The sequence below is a fragment of the Polaribacter sp. genome, assembly GCF_036480315.1.
Taxonomy (GTDB): Bacteria; Bacteroidota; Bacteroidia; order Flavobacteriales; family Flavobacteriaceae; genus Polaribacter.
In genome coordinates this window covers 32,948-54,395 of sequence record NZ_JAZGGG010000020.1, presented here as the reverse complement: position 1 = coordinate 54,395, position 21,448 = coordinate 32,948, and the positions used below count along the sequence as shown (strand labels likewise).

Annotated in this window: 19 protein-coding genes; 9 read left to right on the top strand and 10 right to left on the bottom strand. The window is 31.0% G+C overall.

Annotated features, from left to right (window positions below):
* Positions 1-4 precede the first annotated feature (4 nt).
* Positions 5-1,936, bottom strand: a complete 1,932-nt coding sequence (locus tag V3V28_RS03330; protein WP_331363605.1) for a CocE/NonD family hydrolase — start codon at positions 1,934-1,936, stop codon at positions 5-7.
* A gap of 109 nt (positions 1,937-2,045) precedes the next feature.
* Here V3V28_RS03330 and V3V28_RS03325 point away from each other — a divergent pair, with 109 nt between their 5' ends.
* Positions 2,046-2,792: a DJ-1/PfpI family protein gene (locus tag V3V28_RS03325; RefSeq protein WP_331363604.1), complete on the top strand. Its 747-nt coding sequence runs from the start codon at positions 2,046-2,048 to the stop codon at positions 2,790-2,792.
* 173 nt (positions 2,793-2,965) lie between these two features.
* Positions 2,966-4,936: a YgiQ family radical SAM protein gene (locus tag V3V28_RS03320; RefSeq protein ID WP_331363603.1), complete on the top strand. Its 1,971-nt coding sequence runs from the start codon at positions 2,966-2,968 to the stop codon at positions 4,934-4,936.
* 26 nt (positions 4,937-4,962) lie between these two features.
* On the opposite strand, the gene V3V28_RS03315 is transcribed toward V3V28_RS03320, so the two are convergent.
* From V3V28_RS03315 to V3V28_RS03295, 5 genes are all read right to left on the bottom strand, one after another.
* Positions 4,963-6,405: an FAD-dependent oxidoreductase gene (locus V3V28_RS03315; protein WP_331363602.1), complete on the bottom strand. Its 1,443-nt coding sequence runs from the start codon at positions 6,403-6,405 to the stop codon at positions 4,963-4,965.
* Positions 6,405-7,226, bottom strand: a complete 822-nt coding sequence (locus tag V3V28_RS03310; protein WP_331363601.1) for a class I SAM-dependent methyltransferase — start codon at positions 7,224-7,226, stop codon at positions 6,405-6,407. Before V3V28_RS03310 ends, V3V28_RS03315 begins: the two co-directional genes overlap by 1 nt.
* Before the next feature lie 302 nt (positions 7,227-7,528).
* A complete protein-coding gene (locus V3V28_RS03305; RefSeq protein WP_331363600.1) occupies positions 7,529-8,404 on the bottom strand; it encodes a sterol desaturase family protein in 876 nt (291 codons plus the stop codon).
* Between the two features lie 12 nt (positions 8,405-8,416).
* The gene (locus V3V28_RS03300; RefSeq protein WP_331363599.1) at positions 8,417-8,890 is read right to left on the bottom strand and encodes a monoheme cytochrome C; all 474 of its coding nucleotides are present in this window, start codon (positions 8,888-8,890) and stop codon (positions 8,417-8,419) included.
* Positions 8,890-10,110 (bottom strand): sulfite oxidase, encoded by a 1,221-nt coding sequence (locus V3V28_RS03295; RefSeq protein WP_331363598.1) that lies wholly within the window; start codon positions 10,108-10,110, stop codon positions 8,890-8,892. The genes V3V28_RS03300 and V3V28_RS03295 overlap by 1 nt, the downstream gene beginning before the upstream one ends.
* A 130-nt stretch (positions 10,111-10,240) precedes the next feature.
* Here V3V28_RS03295 and V3V28_RS03290 point away from each other — a divergent pair, with 130 nt between their 5' ends.
* On the top strand, positions 10,241-10,921 hold the full coding sequence (locus V3V28_RS03290) for a hypothetical protein (RefSeq protein WP_331363597.1): 681 nt from the start codon (positions 10,241-10,243) through the stop codon (positions 10,919-10,921).
* Between the two features lie 51 nt (positions 10,922-10,972).
* On the opposite strand, the gene V3V28_RS03285 is transcribed toward V3V28_RS03290, so the two are convergent.
* Together V3V28_RS03285 and V3V28_RS03280 are read right to left on the bottom strand one after the other, a co-directional pair.
* A complete protein-coding gene (locus V3V28_RS03285) occupies positions 10,973-11,512 on the bottom strand; it encodes a sigma-70 family RNA polymerase sigma factor (RefSeq protein WP_331363596.1) in 540 nt (179 codons plus the stop codon).
* Positions 11,513-11,759: 247 nt separating this feature from the next.
* On the bottom strand, positions 11,760-12,086 hold the full coding sequence (locus V3V28_RS03280) for a DUF3703 domain-containing protein (RefSeq protein WP_331363595.1): 327 nt from the start codon (positions 12,084-12,086) through the stop codon (positions 11,760-11,762).
* 114 nt (positions 12,087-12,200) lie between these two features.
* On the opposite strand from V3V28_RS03280, the gene V3V28_RS03275 reads away from it, so the two are divergent.
* The 5 genes from V3V28_RS03275 to V3V28_RS03255 all read left to right on the top strand — a co-directional run bounded on the left by V3V28_RS03275 (position 12,201) and on the right by V3V28_RS03255 (position 15,490).
* A complete protein-coding gene (locus tag V3V28_RS03275; protein ID WP_331363594.1) occupies positions 12,201-12,704 on the top strand; it encodes a GbsR/MarR family transcriptional regulator in 504 nt (167 codons plus the stop codon).
* 700 nt (positions 12,705-13,404) lie between these two features.
* On the top strand, positions 13,405-13,608 hold the full coding sequence (locus tag V3V28_RS03270) for a hypothetical protein (protein ID WP_331363715.1): 204 nt from the start codon (positions 13,405-13,407) through the stop codon (positions 13,606-13,608).
* Positions 13,601-14,338 carry a DUF2071 domain-containing protein gene (locus V3V28_RS03265; RefSeq protein WP_331363593.1) on the top strand — a complete coding sequence of 246 codons (738 nt, stop codon included), beginning with the start codon at positions 13,601-13,603 and terminating at the stop codon, positions 14,336-14,338. The genes V3V28_RS03270 and V3V28_RS03265 overlap by 8 nt, the downstream gene beginning before the upstream one ends.
* Positions 14,329-15,084, top strand: a complete 756-nt coding sequence (locus V3V28_RS03260) for a class I SAM-dependent methyltransferase (protein WP_331363592.1) — start codon at positions 14,329-14,331, stop codon at positions 15,082-15,084. Before V3V28_RS03265 ends, V3V28_RS03260 begins: the two co-directional genes overlap by 10 nt.
* A 10-nt stretch (positions 15,085-15,094) precedes the next feature.
* Positions 15,095-15,490, top strand: coding sequence for a hypothetical protein (locus tag V3V28_RS03255; protein WP_331363591.1), 396 nt, complete (start codon positions 15,095-15,097; stop codon positions 15,488-15,490).
* Between the two features lie 54 nt (positions 15,491-15,544).
* Here the strand turns inward: V3V28_RS03255 and V3V28_RS03250 are convergent, their stop codons facing one another.
* Both V3V28_RS03250 and V3V28_RS03245 read right to left on the bottom strand, forming a co-directional pair.
* Positions 15,545-18,976, bottom strand: coding sequence for a methylmalonyl-CoA mutase family protein (locus V3V28_RS03250; RefSeq protein ID WP_331363590.1), 3,432 nt, complete (start codon positions 18,974-18,976; stop codon positions 15,545-15,547).
* 70 nt (positions 18,977-19,046) lie between these two features.
* A complete protein-coding gene (locus V3V28_RS03245) occupies positions 19,047-19,373 on the bottom strand; it encodes a hypothetical protein (protein ID WP_331363589.1) in 327 nt (108 codons plus the stop codon).
* Positions 19,374-19,439: 66 nt separating this feature from the next.
* On the opposite strand from V3V28_RS03245, the gene V3V28_RS03240 reads away from it, so the two are divergent.
* A complete protein-coding gene (locus V3V28_RS03240) occupies positions 19,440-21,437 on the top strand; it encodes a urocanate hydratase (protein WP_331363588.1) in 1,998 nt (665 codons plus the stop codon).
* Positions 21,438-21,448 lie beyond the last annotated feature (11 nt).

The following is a 21,448-nucleotide window of genomic DNA, read 5'->3' as shown; positions in this document are numbered from 1 at the left end:
TAATTTATTTTAATACTGAAAATTGGATTGATGAATCTGTAAAAACTGAATGTGTTTGTGTTTTAAAGTCTTCTTTATTAGCTTTAAAAATATTATCTACATAGGTTTGCGGGTTTAAATCAATTAAAGGAAACCAAGTACTTTGCACTTGAATTTGCAATTTATGCCCTTTTTTAAACGTGTGAAAAATATCTTGTAATTTTATGTTTACATCCGTTTTTTTGTTTGGTGTAAAAGGCTCTGGATTTTCAAAACTATTTCTGAAACGCCCACGTAAAACTTCACTTCTAACCATTAAATGATAGTTACTCATTTTTAAATGATCTTGTAGTTTACCATTATTTTCTTTTAAATTATCTGGGTGTACATCAATAATTTTCACAATCCAATCTGCTGCCGTACCTGTAGTTGCTACTTTTAATTTTGCTAAAATGTCTCCTACTAACGTAAAGTCATCCGTTAAAACTTCTGTTTCAAAAACCAAAACATCTGGTCTTCTTGCCGCAAAACGTTGATCATCTGTCATGTATTTTCTTGGCGTAAAAACCGTTTTAATATCTTCTGAATATGGTACAGGACGTTTGATATCACTGATAAATTTGATTGATTCTATTTTATGTTTAAATTCTACATTTTTGTTTACAATTTGTAGTTTTTGTTCGTTTCTGAAGTAACCTACTTGTTTCATAACATTTTTAGGAGGCCAAGTATCGTAAGATTTCCATTCTTTTTTACCAGAATCGAAAACATAAGCTTCTGGTAAACCAGAATTTTTATCACCTTTTCCTTTTAAGAAATGATGAAAGAAATTGGTTTCAATATTTTTCTGAAAATTTAAAGAAATCGAATCTCCAAAATAATAATTACCAACATAATTTTTCACTCCAGTTCTAGACCATTTCCCATGATCCCAAGGACCAAAAACCAATGTATTGTAATTTTCTTTTCCGTGCTTTTCAATTGCTTTATACGTTTCTAAAGGCCCGTATAAATCTTCTGCATCAAATTCTCCAGCCACAATCATAGTTGCTACATTAGAAGGAACTCTATTTAAATGTTGAATAATTCCTTTGCTTTTCCAAACCGAATCGTAATTAGGATGATCAACTATTTCTTTCCAGAAAAAATCATCGATTCTGTCTTTATTTTCGGCAGTTTTTACATCTAATTTATCATATTGAAAATATTCGTTCAAGTTTTTTAAAGGACCTTTATCCAAGAAAAATTGATATTGATCTTTAGAATTCATCTTCGGAAATGAATACCAGGCAGAATCCGTTGGTGTGTCTTTGTATGTTCCGAATAAAGAAATTGCTCTAAAGTAACTCAATAAAAAAGCGCCATTATGATGAAAGTCATCAAAGAAGAAATCGCCAATACACGCTTGTGGAGAAGCTGCTTTTAAGGCTGGATGTGCATCAATTGCAGAAATGGTTGCATAATGTCCAGGATAAGAAATTCCCCAAGTACCAACATTTCCGTTATTGTTTTCCAAATTATTTACCAACCAATCTATTGTGTCGTAAGTATCTGAAACTTCATCTGATTGTTTTGCAGTTTTATTAGGAATGTAAGCACGCATATTATCGTAAACACCTTCACTCATCCAACGGCCACGCACATCTTGGTAAACAACAATATAACCGTCTTTCATTAAATGAGCATTAGGTGCAATTTTGGTTTTCATTTTTCCTTCTCCATAAGGTCTAGAACTATAAGGAGTTCGTTGCATTAAAATTGGATATTCTTTAGAAGTATCTTTAGGATAATAAACGGTTGTATGTAATTTTACACCATCTCTCATTACAATATCTATTTCTTTTTTTGTGTAATTATCAGCTACATAAGTATCTTTTTTTTCTTCTTTATCTTTTTTAGGGTTGCAAGAAGAAAATAAGAAAAGACTAAAAATTGTGAATAGGATAAGTTTTTTCATGGTGAGTTTTATTAGTTTTTGATAAAACTACGAAACAAAAAAGAGTTGATGAAAAAATTGAGTGTTAAAATGATTTTGAATACTTTTATATTTGATTAAAACACATAATATGAAAAGAGTTCTGTTGTCTTTATTAATAATTGTAATTGTTAGTTGTCAAACCAAAAGTGATGAGGATAAGAACAAATTACAAGAAGAAGTGAAACAAAGTAAAGTGTTTCCTAAATTAGAAAAAGGCAGATATAATGTTGCTTTTTTAATTATGGACGGAACTTTTAATACTGAATTAACGGCTCCTTTTGATATTTTTCAACATACTATTTTTAGAGAAAATATTAAAGCAATGAATGTTTTTACAGTTGCAAATACAAACAAACCAATTGTCACTTTTGAAGGAATGAGAATTTTACCAGATTTTAATTATTTAAAAGATTCGTTACCAAAAATTGATATTTTAGTAGTTCCTTCAGCAGAACATCATTTAGATTCCGATTTGGAAGATACTGCTATGATAGAATTTGTTAAACGAGTTGATAAGGAAGCTACTTATGTTACTTCTCATTGCGACGGTGCATTTGTATTAGCAAAAGCAGAATTGTTAAATGGAAAAGTTTCTACTACTTTTCCGAGTGATATTGATAAAATGAGAACAATGTTCCCTGAATTAGAAATTAGAAAAGAGGTTTTGTTTGTGCATGATGGAAAATACATTACATCTGCTGGAGGTGCAAAATCTTTTGAAGCTGCGTTGTATTTATGTGAATTTTTATACGGCAAAGAAGTTGCAAAATCTTTAGCTGGTGGTTTAGTAATTGATTGGAATGTGGATGATGTTCCGCATTTAATTGTAAAATAATGTTTAAGGAATTAGAATAGTTTTGGTCTTGTTAAAAGTTAGCAAACAAGTCTAGCCCTGATTGAACGGTTTGTTTGAGCTCTTTTGAGGTACAAAAAAAGCGAGTAGTGAAAGCAGGAAATTGCTTAAAAAAAGTGTTTTAATCCATTATAATTCTCGTATTTTTGCAAACTATGCAAGAAACTAAAAGACATCAACTAACAGATTGGTTACCAACTACAAACAAGGAAGTTAAGATTCGTGGTTGGTCAGCATTAGATGTGATTTTATTTAGTGGAGATGCGTATGTAGATCATCCGTCTTTTGGACCAGCAGTAATTGGTAGAATTTTAGAGAGTTATGGTTTGCGTGTTGCAATTGTGCCGCAACCAAGTGTAAATGATAATTTACAAGATTTTGAAAAATTAGGAAAACCTCGTTTATTTTTTGGTGTTACTGGTGGCTGTATGGATCCGATGGTTTCTAATTACACTGCAAGTAAACGAAGTAGAGATAAAGATGCATATACGCCAAATGGAGATAAAGGTTTTAGACCAGATTATGCAACTTCTGTGTATTCGAAAATATTAAAAGATAAATTCCCGGATATTCCTGTTTTAATTGGTGGTATTGAAGCTTCTTTAAGACGTGTAACACATTATGATTATTGGTCTGATAAGTTGTTGCCAACTATTTTAGAAACTTCTAAAGCAGATATGTTGGTGTATGGAATGGGAGAACAACCTTTGCGTGAAATTGTAGAACTAATGCAAAAAGGGGTTCCGTTTTCTAGTTTAAAAAACATTAAACAAACGGCTATTTTTGTTGATGAAAAGGTAGAGAAATTACCAATTATTAATGATTGGGAAGATGTAACTATAAATTCTCATGTTGCTTGTTTAAATGATAAAAAAACATTTGCTTCTAACTTTAAAATAATTGAACAAGAATCGAATAAATTAAAAGCAAGAAGAATTTTACAAGATGTAGAAGGAAAAACGTTGGTGATAAACCCGCCGTATCCAACAATGACCGAAAAGGAAATTGATGGTTCTTTCGATTTGCCTTTTACGAGATTACCGCATCCAAAATATGATAAACGTGGACCAATACCTGCGTTTGAAATGATAAAATTCTCGATAAATATTCACAGAGGATGTTTTGGTGGTTGTAGTTTTTGTACTATTTCTGCACATCAAGGGAAATTTATTGCGAGTAGAAGTCAAGAGTCTGTTTTAAAAGAAATAGATAAAGTGGCAAATATGCCAGATTTTAAAGGCAATTTATCTGATATTGGAGGACCTTCTGCAAATATGTATCAGATGAAAGGAAAAGTACAATCTATTTGCGATAAATGTGTTGCCCCAAGTTGTATTTCGCCCGTCATTTGTTCTAATTTAGATACTTCTCATAAACCTTTAACGGAATTATATCAAGCAGTTGATAAACATCCGAAGATTAAAAAATCTTTTATTGGAAGTGGAATTAGACATGATATGTTGGTGCCAGAATTCAATAAGAATGCAGACCCTAAAGAATTAGATGCGTACACAGAAGAAGTATTGACAAAACACGTTTCTGGGCGATTAAAAGTTGCACCAGAACATACTTCTGACCCTGTTTTAAAATTGATGCGTAAACCGTCTTTTAAATATTTTCATATGTTTAAGGAGCGTTTTGATAGAATAAATGTAAAGAAAAGATTGAACCTTCAATTGATCCCGTATTTTATTTCTAGTCACCCAGCAAGTGAAGTAGAGGACATGGCAAACCTAGCTGCAGAAACCAAAGATATGGGCTTTCAGTTAGAGCAAGTGCAAGGTTTTACACCAACACCAATGACAGTTGCAACGGTTATTTATTATTCAGGATTTCATCCTTATACGTTAAAACCTACTAAAACTCCGAAAACTAAAAAGGAGAGAGAAGACCAACATAAATTTTTCTTTTGGTATAAAAAAGAAAATAAAGATTGGATTAGAAACACACTAAACAAAGTAGGTAGACAAGATTTATTAAAAGTTTTATTGCCAGATTCTAATTCTTGGAAAAAGAACAAAAATGCTAAAGAAGTAAAGAATACTTTTGATGATGCAGTTCCTGTTCCTTTTAATAAGCGAAAGAAAAAAGCGACTAGAAGTTCTTCCAAAAAGAGGAGAAGGTAGGTTTAATTTAACTAAAGACTTGGAATTTATTTTTTTTCTTCTCGATATTTCCCTCTAGGACCATTACCTTTTTTCAATACAATTTCAGAATGTAACAATTTTGCAGCTTCAGCAGAACTTTTTACTTTAGAAGTACTGCGTGTTATCATTTCTGTTTCAAAAGTATTTAAGATACTTTCTCTTATTCCAGTTTCTTGCCATTTAGAATCTATAGTAATTTCACGAGCTAAAGATAATGCGTCTAACAAAGCTTGATTTGCACCTTGACCTTTAAACGGACTCATAGGATGAGCTGCATCTCCAATTAATGTTATTTTATTTCCTTTTTGAAGTTGCTCTAATTTTAGTAATTCTCTATCATAAACAGGATAACCAGAAATTTGATTTTCATCTGTAGCTGCTACAATATGAGGAATAGGACTGTGCCATTGAGTTCTTTTTACAGCTTCTTCTTTAAGTGCTTTTACGCCTTTAATATTCAATTCTTTTGCTTCGTTTTCTGGAATAGGAAAACTCAATTGCCACATAATAGTTTCTGTATCATAAGGCATCATGTAGATTCTTTCATTACCATTTGCAGTTTGAAAAACGGTTGCAGAATCTAATAAAGTACTTTCAATATTTTTTAGGTTCTTTAAAGCACAAATGCCAAGAATTACAATGCAACCTAAATATTGTAATGGAGAAATTTGTTCACCAATGAGTTGTTTTCTTACTGTACTTCTAATTCCATCTGCGCCAACTACAAGATTTGCTTTTGTAATTTTTATTTCGTTATTTACTTGAAATTTCAGTTCTATACTTTCGTTATTAGATTCATCAAAACTTAATAATTGATGTCCCCATTTTATAGAATCATTTTCTCCTAATTCTTCTAGTAAAGCTAAACGTAAAGATTGTCTTGCAATATGTATGTTTGTGTGTTTTGGTGTTGCTTTGGTTTTTGATCTTCCCCATTTTCTAATTCCCCATTCACCAATAATTTCTCCTTCGGTATTATTAACTACATGTCTGGTTGAGGTTACACCTTTATCTAAAGACAAAATTCCCAAACTTGCCATAGCTTTACTTGCTTGTTGTAAAGTAAGCCCGTAACCTTGGGATCTTTCATTGAAACTATCATCTCTTTCAAAAAGGGTAAAAGGAATTCCACGATGTAAACAAGCAACGGCAAGTGCAACACCACCAATTCCACCACCAATAATTGCAACGTGTGGATATTTTTCTTTGTTTACTTTGGGTTTAGAAGTAGATAATATTAATCCTGTTCCTTTACAATTAGTACAAGTTTGTAAATTACCAATTGGTTTAATTGGGACAATTCCTTTTCTATTTGATTTTTCAAAAAGATCTAATGCTTTTTGGTACTCTAAACGAACATTTTTTCGAAGACGTTGCTTTTTTTTGCCAATACCTTTACAGTCTGAACAAGCATTCCAATAGTTATTTTTGTGTTTAACTTCTTTCACTATTTCTTAACTGCAATCATCATATGTGGGCTAAAAGGTAATAAATACTCATCGTTTTGAGTAAGAGTTTGTAACGCTTTTAAAGTTTTCGATTTTTTCTTATGAATCATGTTTGCAAAATATTCATTGTCTAACCAAATCATTCCTTCAACTGCAAAAAGGTTTATAAAGTTGAGGTTTTGCTCTAGAAATTCAGACTTTAACCCTTCTGGTTTGTGATAAAAAGCATCTGCTAATAAAAAAGGAAAGTCTTTTGGAGCATCATGAATACCTGTAGTTAATTCTTCTTTACACATATCAAAAAAGGAGTTGGCATGAATCATTCCATTCATTAAACCAACAACAGTAGAAGCAGTTGCGTTAATTGCGAAACCTAAAATAATTCCGCCTTTTTTTAATACTCTTTTCGCTTCAACAATCGCTGCAATTCTATCTTCTCTTTTTTGTAAATGATATAAAGGACCGTGTAGAATTACTAAATCTGCAGAATTCTCTTTAAAAGGTAACTTTGTTGCTTCACCAATAGCAACAGAAAAAGGTTTCTTTAGTTTTTTTGCTCTTTTTTCAGCAAGTTTTATATGCTTTAAAACTGGTTCTACTAAATGAACTGTATGATTATTTTTTGCTAACCATTCAGAATATTTTCCTGTTCCACCACCAACATCAATAATGGTACTGTTTGGTTTTGATATATGCTGTTGAATGAGTTCTTTTATACGTTCAAATTCAAAAATACCCATTCCTTTTTCTAGCCTGGTTTCTTCTGAAGCTTTGTTGTAAAAATCGTCTAATTCTTTACTGATAAGAGTTTTCTTTTTCACCTTAAATATTTAAAAGATAAAAGTAATTAAATTAAAGTGAAAAAAGGGTTTAGATTGTCATTCTGAAGAAGTATGATAAAGAATCTCTTTTGAAATTAGATTTCTCGTCATTCATATTTCATTCTGTCGAAATGACATTTGTAATGAAAATGGATTTTTGTTAGCCAAACCAGGTTGAGTATAAACTTTATTGGAGTGACAAAAAAAGAGAATTAATAGGTGTAAATGAATAAACCGTTTAGAAAACCCAAAAGGATATTTTAAACGGTTTATTTGTTCAATTCAAAAAATATATTTCGTACTTATTCCTGACCTTTTTTAAATCCATAAAGATTTTGATCTATAAAACCTTGAGGGAATTTATCATCACCTTTAAAACCAATTTCTACAGTTCCACTATCTTCAGGAATGTAATTTGTTTTAAATATATAATCCCAAAGACTTAAGCTAATTCCGTAATTCATACCATTTCTTCCTTCAGGAACAACATATGCATGATGATATAAATGCATTACTGGATTATTAAAAAGGTATTTAAATACGCCCCAAGTAATTTTAATATTTGCATGATTAAGATGACCGATTGCAATAGTTATAAAGTGAACAATGTACGCTTGCTCAGGTTCAAAACCACCAATTAGCATTACTGCAAAAGTTTTTAGAGGTTTGTAAAAGATATTTTCCATCCAGTGATATCTTAAATGTGCCGCAAAGCCCATTTCTTTTACACTGTGGTGTACTTTGTGGAATCTCCATAGAAAACTATATTTATGTAATAATACGTGTGTAAACCATTGTACAAAATCAAGAATTATAAAGAAGACCAATAATTGTAACCACGGAGCCCATTCTGAAATATCAAAGAGCGCTAAACTTTTTGCTGTAATATTAAATTCGCCAAAAAACAAACCTAAAATTTCATAAACCCCACTAATAACAATGGAGAAAATAAAGAAATTAAAAAACATGTAAAATGCATCTAGCCAAAAATCTTTTCTAATTATTGATTGGTTTTTTCTCCATGGAAAGGCAATTTCTAAAACCCAAACGATCAAAGAAATAGTAATAAGTCCCCAAAAATAGTTGGTGTACCAAGGCACATCAAAAATTATAGATTTCCATGTCCAATCTACTGTTCCTGTAAAAGCATTTACAAATGCATCTAAATAATTATTCATTTTTCTTATTTCTTATTTCTTATTTTCTAATGTATACCAGTTAATGTTTTCAAGTTTTAAACGCCTACCTTTTGCAATAGTTGGATAATTTGTAACTAAATAGTTTACAATTTTTTCTTGGTTTTCACCTAAGTTCCACAAACCTTGGGTTTTTTGCATCCATTTTATTGTTGCATTCCAGCGTTCTTTATTCATTCTGTTTTGGGTAACCAACTTTGCTGAATGACAATTTGTACAATTATTAACTACAGTCATTAAACCTTCAGCGTCAATTAAACCTGTTCTTAAGTGAATTCCGTTTTCAACTTTATCTTCAATTATCTCACTATAAACAACATTAGAATTGTCATTTCCAAAAATTGAAAACGTAGGATTGTATACAGCAAAAAGAAGTAATACTGAAGCTATAAGAGCGAAAAACATTGCGAAATAAGCTGTTTTTTCTGCCTTTTTAACCTTTTTTTGAAACTCTTTTTGATTACTCATTAAATAACTTTTATTGCTATTCTATGACAGGCATTATTTAAATATCCTTTAGGATTCCAACCAGGTAGAAGCATTGGTTGAGCAACGCTATTTGTATCAGTTGCTCTTACCCAAACTTCGTAATATCCTTTTTTTGGAAAATTTATAGACGCTGAAAAATGTTGCCAAGCAAGACGATTTGATGGTTTTTCTACAGAACAATTGCTCCATGTAGAACCAAAGTCTATTGAATACTCCATTTTTGAAACTTCTAATTCCCCTGCCCAAGCATGCCCTCTAATATATAAAGTTTTTCCTTCTTTTATAGTTGCACCCGTTTTTGGATAAGTAATTAAAGACTTAACAGGCATCGATTCAATAATGCACATGTCTTCATCTTTTATTTTTTCCCCTGGAGCAACTGGATTACAAGGAACTCTATATGCTGTCCCTGTCATTTTTGTTCCATCATGCACTTTGTCTCGAATACTAATTCTATTTACCCATTTACCTGATACAGATGCTGGCCAACCACCAGCAACTAATCGTAAAGGGTAACCATGTATTAAAGGAATATCTTTACCATTCATCCCGAAAGCTAATAGAGTTTCATCTTGTTGTGCTTTTGGCATCGGACAACCTCTAGATATTGGCTCTTTTGATGGGTCTCCACTTAAATGTGTATCAGCAGCATGGTATCCAATATATACAGCATCACTTTTAATACCTGCATCTTCTAATACGTCGCGTAAACGAACTCCAGTCCAAGAAGCACAATGAACAGCGCCAATAGTCCATTGATTTCCTTTTGCTGGTGGGTCAAATTCACCTCGTCCATTACCACCACATTCTAAAGTTAATTGATAAGTATGATGCTCAAATTTAGATTTTAAATCTTCTAAAGAATATGTTTTTTTGTTTTTAGCAGATTCTCCATCAATAGTAAGTGTCCATGTTTTTGGATTGATTTCCTCTGGAGTTCTACCGTTATTTCTAATAAACATTGATGAATTCGGAGTAATCTTATCATCTAATAAATGCGCTTGTGCCTCAATGTTCCAAGGTTTGTCATTTAAAACAACCATACCCTTGTTCTTATTGAACATTTTAAAAGGATTTGGATCTTGGATTGCTAAAGGAGTATAGCCATTAATAATTTTTGAGCCAAAGATAATTTCAGTTCCTATAAGAGCTGTAAACGAGCTTAGTACAGTTTTTTTTATAAATGATCTTCTATCCAAGTTGGTAGTTTGTTTTAGTTAAATTAATAATTTCACAATATACATCTACTAATTTTCTTCTTGCGTAACAAAAGTTACATAAAAACACTTTTATATTGCATAATTAAAAAAAAACAAAATTATGAGAATAATGAAAAAAAATTTCGAAACTAGTTTTACTGGTTGGGCGTTTATTTTAGCAGCAATATTACTATGGTTTGGTTGGGCATTATCATCTCATCATATAGGAGAATATATTGTTGCCGAAGATTTTGCTAAAGTTGGTGAAAACGTTTGGTATTGGATTTGGATGTATCGTATTCATATTTTTGGATGGGTAACGATGGGTATCTCTATGTTTGCTTTATTGCCTCTAACTTCAGGAGCACCTTATAACGTTGTTATATATCCTGGTATTGGAATGGTTGTAGTAGGAACTTTTACTCTAGCTATTGCTAATGCGTTTTTTTATAATTTTGGTGCTTGGGGAGTTGGTAAAACAGCTGGAATGTCTGCTACAGAAGTAGCCGTTTTTATGGATAGTATTTTATCTACCAATCAATATGTAACTTGTTTTGTGCGTTTTGGACGTATTTTCTCTGGTGTTGGTTTAGTATTACTTGGTTACGCTTTTATAAAATGGAACATTGTAAGTACTTGGTTGGGTTGGTTTACAGCAACTTTTGGTCTAATAGCAATGGGTATTATTTTAGTAATTCCAGATAATTTTGAAATCTACAAACCAATATTTCACGTAAAAGTAGTTTGGTTACTTGCAATGGGATTTACTTTATTAAAAAAAGGTATTCATTTACCTGAATCAAAAGAATAATATTTTTTGATCAACTTGGATGATTTTCTCTAAGTTGATCAAATTTTGTTTTTAATTACAAACTTTGCAATCGTCTTTTTCTTGAATTTCACCAACCAAGTTTCCTTCATCATTTAAAACATACCCACAACAATCCATAAAACCTTGTGCAATCAATTTTCTTGCACGTTGAATTTGAGATTTTGTAGTTGGTAATGTCTGCTTTAGTTGTGTAGCAACTTCTTGTTGTTTTAATCCTTTTATGTCAGCAAGAAATAATGGGTCTCTATATTTTTTTGGTAAGTTTTTAAGAATTCCACGTAGGCAATCTTGTTCAGTATGTTGGTTTTCTATTGTTGTAGTTTCTGCTTCAAAATCAGCAATTTTAAAAGTTTGATTCGTAGATTTCCAGTAATCTAAAATAGAATTTCTTGCTACTGTAAAACACCAAGATTTTAATTTTGTAATATCTTTTAGGGTATGTAGCTTTGTGTGGATTTTAATAAAAGTATCCTGCAAAATATCATCTGCATTTGTAATATCTTTTACTTTGCTGATGATAAAGCGTTTTAAATCTTCAGAATAGGAAGTCCAAACTTGTTTTGTGGTCATAATATTTGTAAAAATACATTATACTAAACTTGTATCAGTATCTTATAAAAAGAAACTGTACAAGTTTAGATAGAAAATTGTTAGTTAACAACTACAGTTATTGCAAGTACAGCTTTCGCAAGTACAGTTTTTGCATTCTCCAGTTTTACAACCTTCACAATTACAAGTACACTCATTTTTATATTTCATAATATTAGTTTTAATGTTCACTTAATAGACAGAGAATCTTTTAAAAAGATGCATTAATTTAAAAATATTTTTGCAATTCTTTTCTAATTGGCATTAATTTTATGGATGAAACATCTGAACCACCAGTATTTCCTTTAGGAACCCAAAGTAAAGTAAATAGGAGAGAGGCAATAATTCGAACAATCTGACCAATGATTTCTTTACGGTTTTTCGATTTTATGCCATAAACTAACATCCAATAATGACTAATTGTATGTCTTATTAAATGATTTTGTCCTAATATATGCGCATTTTCAAAGTGATAAAAGGATGTTTTATAATTTTTCTCTTTCAAGGCTATTTGGCCAAATTCTAATTGATGATAAAATTCATTTTTAATATTCATAATTTTAAAAGTTTATAGTTAGACGAATAGCATGGTTTAAAGATTCACTTTCGTTAATATTATTTATATTTCAATAACTATTGAAAGTTCAGAAAATAGTTGTATTTTGGGTGTATGAAATTAGACGACGCAAAAAATAAATACATTCAAACTTGGGGAAGTTTAGCAACTTCTTGGGGAATTAATAAAACGATGGCACAAGTTCATGCGTTGTTATTAGTTTCTACAAATCCTCTTTCGGCAGAAGACATTATGGAGACTCTGCAAATTTCTAGAGGAAATGTAAACATGAATGTAAGAGCTTTAATCGATTGGGGAATTGTTACCAAAGAATTTGTAGTAGGAGAGCGTAAAGAGTTTTTTGTGGCTGATAAAGATATTTGGGAATTGTTCAAACAAATTACCAAAGAACGTAAGAAAAGAGAAATTGAACCTGTTTTAAAAGTATTAGCAGAGTTGCAGCAAGTTGAAGATAATTCTGATGAAGCTGCACAATTTAAACAAGTACTTGGAGATTTATCTAAAGTTACTACAACAGTAAATAATATTTTAGACAAAGCTATTAAAGCTGATGAACACTGGTTATTATCCAACTTTACCAAAGTAATAAAAAAGTAAAAAAATTTGAATATAAATTTTCAAATATTTCTGAAACTATGAAAATAAATTTAGATGAAAATTGGCAAAAAATAAGAAGGCATTTTAGCAAGTCATTTGGCAAAAATATGCATGTAGCGATAGCTTTAGTAAATCAAAAAAAATGAACCAACAATTACACCAATTGGTTCGTTTTTTTTAAATAATGATTAAACAGGTTTTTATTTTGAAAAGTTTGCAACCATACTAAATGTAAATTCTAAAATGAATAAAAGCATCTGTGTCCTAGCTGTAAATAGTTGTAAGTGGTTTTGGTTAAAATCTTTATTCAGAATGCAATTTTCCAAATATCCTGCTGTAAAATTGTAAGGCGAATTAGGTGTGAAAAGAAAAGCAACAGAAAAAGAATATAGCGCTTTTTAAAAAAGAATTAGACAAACAAAAAGGTTAAAAGGAAGCCAGTATTTATGGAATGATATGAGTATGGTTAGAGAAATTAAGTTTACAAAAGCAGAGAAAATTAATTTAGATGTAATGACTAAAGAGTTGTAAGAATGATAAATAAAGTGATTACTATAATTATAGTTTCTGTGTGGTTTATAAATGGATTTTTCTGTAAAATACTAAACCTTGTTCCTAGACATCAAGAAATTGTTGGTAGAGTTTTGGAGAAACATATTCTAGTGAAATAACAATTGCAATAGGCGTGTTAGAGATTATAATGGTCATTTGGATTTTGTCAGGATTCAAATCCAAATTAAACAGTTTGTTGCAGATTGCAGTTATAATTACTATGAATATTATTGAGTTTACGCTTGCCAAAGATTTACTGCTTTTTGGAAAACTAAATATTGTAATAGCATTTTTATTTGTGTTGGTAATCTATTATCAAGAATTTATTTTAAAAGAAAAAAGGAATGTTTAAGATCTTAAAAAATCATCCGTTTTCTGTAGAAACTTTTTTCGAAAGCTCAATTGTTTTCACGTTTTCCGTTCCAAAAGAACAATTAGAAAATTTAATTCCAGATTGTTTAGAATTAGATTTATTTCAAGACAAATGGGCGTTTATTGCAGTTGCAATGGTGCAAACCAAAAAATTACGTCCAAAAGGATTTCCTAAATTTATGGGAAACGATTTCTTCTTAATTGGTTATAGGGTTTTTGTAAGGTATACAAATAGTAAAGGCAAAAGATTAAGAGGTTTGTATATTTTAAAATCTGAAACAAATAGTAAAAAAATGACTTTTAGGGGAAATGTTTTTACACATTATAAGTATACAACAACAGATATTTGTACTAACAATGAAAAAAATATTATAGAAATATTTTCTAAAAAATCGAACTTTAATATAAAAGTAAATAAAACGGATAAAGAAGTTGAATTGCCAAAAGATTCTCCTTTTTTAAATTGGAAAGAAGCTAGAAGGTTCGCAGGTCCCTTGCCATTTACATTTACTTATAATAAAGAAACTAAAGAGGTTTTAATTATTGAAGGAGTTCGAACTAATTGGAAGCCAAAACCATTAAAAGTAGAAAGTTATCATTTTGATTTTCTGGATAATTTACAATTACAAAATTGTGTTTTAGCAAATAGTTTTATTATTGAAAACGTTCCATATAAATGGAAAAAAGGAAAAATTGAATTATGGAAATAGAAAGAAAAAAGTTTCAAGGAGTCTTAAATATTTTAAGTTTTAACAGACACTTTTATGTGATTGGTTTAATTGTTTTATTTTTGATTATTACTATTTGTTGGTATTTTAATTTTTCAAAATCATTAATTTGGGTGGTTGTTTCTGGGTTTATTTATGGGCTCTTAATGCCGTTAATAGTATCTGCATATGTGTATGATTTCTCTGGGTATTATAATTTTGAGTGGTTAAATCTGTTTGAAATATCAGATTCAAAAGACAATGTTTTTGTAAACATAAATGCAGGTTTTGATGAAACAAGTTTTATTTTAAAAGATAAATTTCCAAAATCAGATTTAAAAGTTTTTGATTTTTATAATTCTGAAAAACATACTGAACTAGCAATAATTAGAGCAAGAAAAGTGAGTTTAGTGTATCCAAACACTCAAGAAATAAAGTATAACTCTATTCCTTTAGAAGCTAATTCAGTAGATGTTGTTTTTTTGTTATCTGCAGTTCATGAAATAAGAAAGAATAATGAGAAAGTCGAGTTTTTAAGTGAATGTAGAAGGATTTGCAAATCAAATGGAAGAGTAATTATGGTAGAACATTTAAGAAGCGTTTCAAATTTCTTTGCTTTTTCTGTAGGGTTTACACATTTTTTTTCAAAAAAAACTTGGTTGAATATTTTTGGTAAGGCAGGATTTTTAAAAACTAAAGAGAGAAAGTTTACTCCTTTTATGTCAATTTTCAATTCACTAAATAATTAAATTTTAAGAAATGATTTTACAACTAAAAATTATAGGAATTCTTTTATCTCTACTTGCTTTTATTCACATTGGTTTTCCAAATTATTTCAATTGGAAAAAAGAATTAAAGTCTATGAGTTTAATAAATCAGCAAATGATGACTGTTCATACATTCTTTATAGCATTAGTTGTTTTCTTAATAGGATTGCTTTGTTTTACTTCAGCAAATGAATTAATAGAAACTAATTTTGGAAAGAGAATTTCTTTAGGTTTGGGAGTGTTTTGGTGTATCAGATTAATTTTTCAACTTTTTGTGTATTCTCCAAAACTTTGGAGAGGAAAAAAGTTTGAAACTTCTATGCATATTATTTTTACAATATTTTGGATATATTTAGGCTCAGTGTTTTTTATAATATTCTTCAAATAATAAATCCACACAAATTCGTGTGGATTTTTACAATTTATATAAAAGCATTGCCTTCTACATATTCCTCCTATATTGTCCACCAACTTCAAATAAGGCATCAGTTATCTGTCCTAAAGAACAGAATTTAGTTGCTTCCATTAACTTATCAAAAAGGTTTTCATTCTGTATTGCAGCTTCTTGTAAAATAGCTAATTGTTCTTGAACTTTTCCATCATTGGCTTTATTCAATAAATTTTTTGTTTCAATTTGAAATTGCTTTTCTATTTCTGTTGCACGAATAACTTCCGCGGGTTGAACCGTTGGAGATCCTTTAGAGCTTAAGAATGTATTTACACCAATAATTGGGAATTCTCCATTGTGCTTTAAAGTTTCGTAGTACAAACTTTCTTCTTGTATTTTAGAACGTTGATACATCGTTTCCATCGCGCCTAAAACGCCACCACGTTCTGTAATTCTGTCAAATTCAGTTAACACAGCTTCTTCTACTAAATCTGTTAATTCTTCAATAATAAATGAACCTTGAATAGGGTTTTCATTTTTTGTTAAACCTAATTCTTTGTTGATAATCAACTGAATTGCCATTGCTCTACGAACAGATTCTTCCGTAGGCGTTGTAATGGCTTCATCATAGGCATTTGTATGCAAAGAATTACAGTTATCGTTAATCGCATATAGCGCTTGAAGTGTAGTTCTTATATCATTAAAGTCGATTTCTTGTGCGTGTAAAGAACGTCCTGAAGTCTGAATATGATACTTTAACATTTGTGCTCTTGAATTTGCACCATATTTAATTTTCATCGCTTTTGCCCAAATTTTACGAGCAACTCTACCAATCACTGAATATTCTGGGTCAATTCCGTTTGAGAAAAAGAAAGATAAGTTTGGTCCAAACTTATTAATATCCATTCCTCTTGATAAATAATATTCAACGTAAGTAAATCCGTTTGATAATGTCAATGCCAATTGTGTAATTGGATTTGCACCCGCTTCTGCAATATGATAACCAGAAATAGAAACCGAATAGAAGTTTCTAACTTGTTTTTCGATGAAATATTCTTGAACATCACCCATTAAACGCAATGCGAATTCTGTTGAGAAAATACAGGTGTTTTGTGCTTGATCTTCTTTTAAAATATCTGCTTGAACCGTTCCTCTAACTTGTGCTAAAGTGGTTGTTTTTATTTGTTGATAGATGTCAGCAGGTAAAACTAAATCACCAGTTAATCCTAACAACATCAAACCTAAACCATCATTTCCTTCTGGTAAATCTCCTTGATATATTGGTCTTTCTAATCCTTTTGAATCGTAAATCTCTTTAAATTTAGCTTCAACAGTTTTTTCTAATTTGTTTTCTTTGATGTATTTTTCACAATTCTGATCGATTGCCGCATTCATAAAGAAACCTAACAACATAGGTGCTGGACCGTTAATTGTCATAGAAACTGAAGTCATTGCGTGGCTTAAATCGAAACCAGAATATAATTTTTTAGCATCGTCTAAACAGCAAATTGAAACTCCTGCGTTTCCAATTTTCCCATAAATATCTGGTCTTTCTCCAGGGTCATTTCCGTATAAGGTAACCGAATCAAAAGCAGTTGATAAACGCTTTGCATCCATTCCTAAACTCACATAATGAAAACGTCTGTTTGTTCTTTCAGGACCACCTTCACCAGCAAACATTCTTGTAGGGTCTTCACCAGTTCTTTTAAAAGGATACAATCCAGAAGCAAATGGGAATTCTCCAGGAACATTTTCTTGTAAATTCCAACGTAATAAATCTCCCCAAGCTTTGTATTTTGGTAAAGCTACTTTCGGAATTTGAGAATGTGAAAGCGACTCTGAATGTGTTTCAATATTTATCTCTTTATCACGAACTTTAAACGTGTAAATAGGATTTTTATATTTGGCTACTTTCTCGTTCCAGTTTAAAATAATTTCCCAATTATGTGGATCAAAATTTAATTTTACTTTCTCGAATTGTGCTAATAAAAGTTTTGCAAAATCTTTTTCATCATCTTGGACTTGATTAAGAATCTCATCTTCATTCAATCCCGTTTTTAGAATTTCAACAGTCGAATTTGTAATCGATTCAATTGTTTGATGAATTCCATATAGTTTTTGAGCAACTATAACTTGATTGTCAACTTTTTTGTCGTAAGCTCTATTGCTTTCTGATATTTCTGATAAATAACGAACTCTACTTGGTGGGATTACAAATATCTTTTCAGACATTTCCTTTGTAATTTCCATTTTAGATTTTAAATCAACGCCAGTTTTTTCAATCAATTTATCCATAATACTTTTATACAAAGTATTCATTCCTGGGTCGTTAAATTGAGATGCAATTGTACCGTAAACAGGCATGTCGTCCATGTGAATATGCCATAAATTATTATTACGCATATATTGTTTTTTCACATCTCTAACCGCATCCAAAGCGCCTCTTTTATCAAATTTGTTGATAGCAACTAAATCAGCAAAATCCAACATATCAATCTTTTCTAATTGTGTTGCAGCTCCAAACTCAGGAGTCATTACATATAGAGAAGTGTCTGAATGTTCTATGATCTCTGTATCCGATTGTCCGATTCCAGAAGTTTCTAAGATAATTAAATCGAATTCGGCAGCCTTTAAAACTTGGACAGCTTCATTTACATATTTTGATAAAGCTAAATTAGATTGACGTGTTGCCAATGAACGCATGTAAACACGTTCGTTATTAATTGAATTCATACGAATTCTATCACCTAATAAAGCACCGCCAGTTTTTCTTTTTGATGGATCAACAGAAATTAATCCGATTGTTTTTTCTGGAAAATCAATTAGAAATCTACGAACAAGTTCGTCTACTAAACTAGATTTTCCTGAACCACCAGTTCCTGTAATTCCTAAAACCGGAGTTTTAGAATCTTTATTTTTTTCATGAATTTTATCCAAAGCGCTTTTTGCTACTTCAGGAAAATTTTCTGCAGAAGAAATTACACGAGCAATACTTCCAATATTTTTTTCTGATAAATTATCTGCTTCATCATTTAGAACGTCACCAATTGCAAAATCAGATTTTTGAACTAAATCATTAATCATTCCTTGTAAACCTAATGCACGACCATCATCCGGAGAATAAATACGTGTAATTCCATAATCCATTAAATTCTTAATTTCTTCAGGAAGAATTACGCCGCCACCGCCACCAAAAATTTTGATATGTGTTGCGTTTTTCTCTTTCAATAAATCGTACATATATTTAAAATACTCATTGTGTCCTCCTTGGTAAGAAGTTATAGCAATAGCATTAACGTCTTCTTGAATTGCGCAATTCACTACTTCTTCCACAGATCTATCATGACCTAAATGAATAACTTCAACTCCTGTTGATTGGATAATTCTACGCATAATATTTATGGCAGCATCATGTCCATCAAAAAGTGCAGCAGCAGTTACAATTCTAACTTTGTATGTTGGTTTATAAGGTGTAATTTGTTCCATTCGTAATTTTTATAGAAAATTGGTGTCGCAATTTACGAATTTCTTAAAAGAAACAAGAATTCTTTAATGATTATAAATAGTTAATAAAAGCCCATTGTTTTCGAGTTTTTAAGTATTTAAAATCTTTTTCATTTTGATATGCTTCTCGTTCAAAACTTAAGTTCTTATAAGTGATATAGGCGTTTTTATACTTGAATAGTTTTATTAAAAACTCTATTCCGTAGAAAAGATAGAAGAAAATAATCAATAATTCTAATTGTTGTTTCAAGTGAGTTTTTTCATGATTGATTAAAACTTTGTTCTCTTTTAGCGCTTTCCTTTTTAGGAAAATAAAAGGATACAGTGTAATTCCAACAAAACCTTTTGGAACCATATATTTAGAAATAAAAATCATCATCAGTAAATAAACAAATATCGGTCCAAATTAAATATATTTGTTTACAGATACAAAATAAGTTTAGAAATGACATTCAAAGAGCAAATAAGAGAAGGAATTCCAACTATTTTACCAAATAAAAAAGTGTACGATTTAGAAATGAATCATGCCCCAAAGCGTAAAGAGATTCTGTCTAATGAAGAAAAAAAACTTGCTTTAAAGAATGCATTGCGCTATTTTGAAGCTAAACATCACGCAGAATTGTTACCTGAATTCGCTGAAGAATTAGAAAAGTACGGAAGAATTTATATGTATCGTTTTCGCCCAAATTATGAGATGAAAGCAAGAGATATTGCAGAATATCCAGGGAAATCTACACAAGCGAAATCAATTATGTTAATGATCCAGAATAATTTAGATTATGCGGTTGCACAACATCCACATGAATTAATTACCTATGGAGGAAATGGAGCTGTTTTTCAGAATTGGGCACAATATCTATTAACCATGAAGTATTTGTCAGAAATGACTGATAAACAAACATTAACAATGTATTCTGGTCATCCAATGGGATTGTATCCTTCAAACAAAAACGCACCAAGAGTTGTGGTTACAAATGGGATGGTAATACCTAATTATTCGCAACCTGATGATTGGGAGAAAATGAATGCGTTGGGAGTTTCTCAATATGGTCAAATGACTGCAGGTAGTTATATGTATATCGGTCCACAAGGAATTGTGCATGGAACAACAATAACCGTTTTAAACGGATTCAGAAAAATAAAAAAAGAACCTAAAGGAAATTTATTCGTAACTTCTGGTTTAGGCGGAATGTCTGGAGCGCAACCAAAAGCAGGTAATATAGCAGGCTGTATTACGGTTTGTGCAGAGGTAAACCCGAAGATTACCCAAGTTCGTTTAGATCAAGGTTGGATTGATGAAAAAATTACAGATTTAGATGATTTGGTTGCTCGAGTAAGAGCAGCAAAACAAAACAAAGAAACGGTTTCAATTGCCTATTTAGGGAATATTGTAAATGTTTGGGAAAAGTTTGATGAAGCCAATATTCATATAGATTTAGGCTCAGATCAAACATCATTACACAATCCTTGGGCTGGAGGTTATTACCCTGTTGATATTCCTTTTGAAGATGCCAACATAATGATGGCTGAAAACCCTGAGTTATTCAAAGAGAAAGTGCAGGAAACGTTACGAAGACATGTAAAAGCAATTAATAAACATGCTGATAAAGGAACTTACTTTTTCGATTATGGGAATGCTTTTCTATTGGAAGCAAGTAGAGCAGGAGCCGCTATTATGAATCCAAACCCTACAATTGGTAAAGAATTTAGATATCCAAGTTATGTGCAAGATATTATGGGACCAATGTGTTTCGATTATGGTTTTGGACCGTTCAGGTGGGTTTGTGCTTCGGGAAAACCAGAAGATTTAGCAAAAACAGATGCAATTGCGTGTGATGTTTTAGAGAAAATAAAAGAAAATTCGCCAATGGAAATTCAGCAACAAATGGCTGATAATATTCAATGGATAAAAGGTGCACAAGAGAATAAATTGGTTGTAGGTTCGCAAGCAAGAATTTTATATGCAGATGCAGAAGGGAGAATGAAAATAGCAAAAGCATTTAATAAAGCGATTAAAAAAGGAGAGATTGGACATGTTGTTTTAGGAAGAGATCATCATGATGTTTCAGGAACAGATTCACCATATAGAGAAACTTCTAATATTTACGATGGCTCTAAATTTACCGCAGACATGGCAATACAGAATGTAATTGGCGATAGTTTTAGAGGAGCAACTTGGGTTTCTATTCATAATGGAGGTGGTGTTGGTTGGGGAGAAGTTATAAACGGTGGTTTTGGCATGCTTCTTGATGGTTCTAAAGGAGCATCAAAGCGTTTAAAATCAATGCTTTTTTGGGATGTAAATAATGGTATTTCTAGAAGAAGTTGGGCAAGAAATGATGAGGCTATTTTTGCTATTAAAAGGGCAATGAAATCAGAAAAGAAATTAAAAGTTACAATTCCGAATAAAGTTAAAGATGACTTGATGAATTCTATAACTTAAAACTATACCTG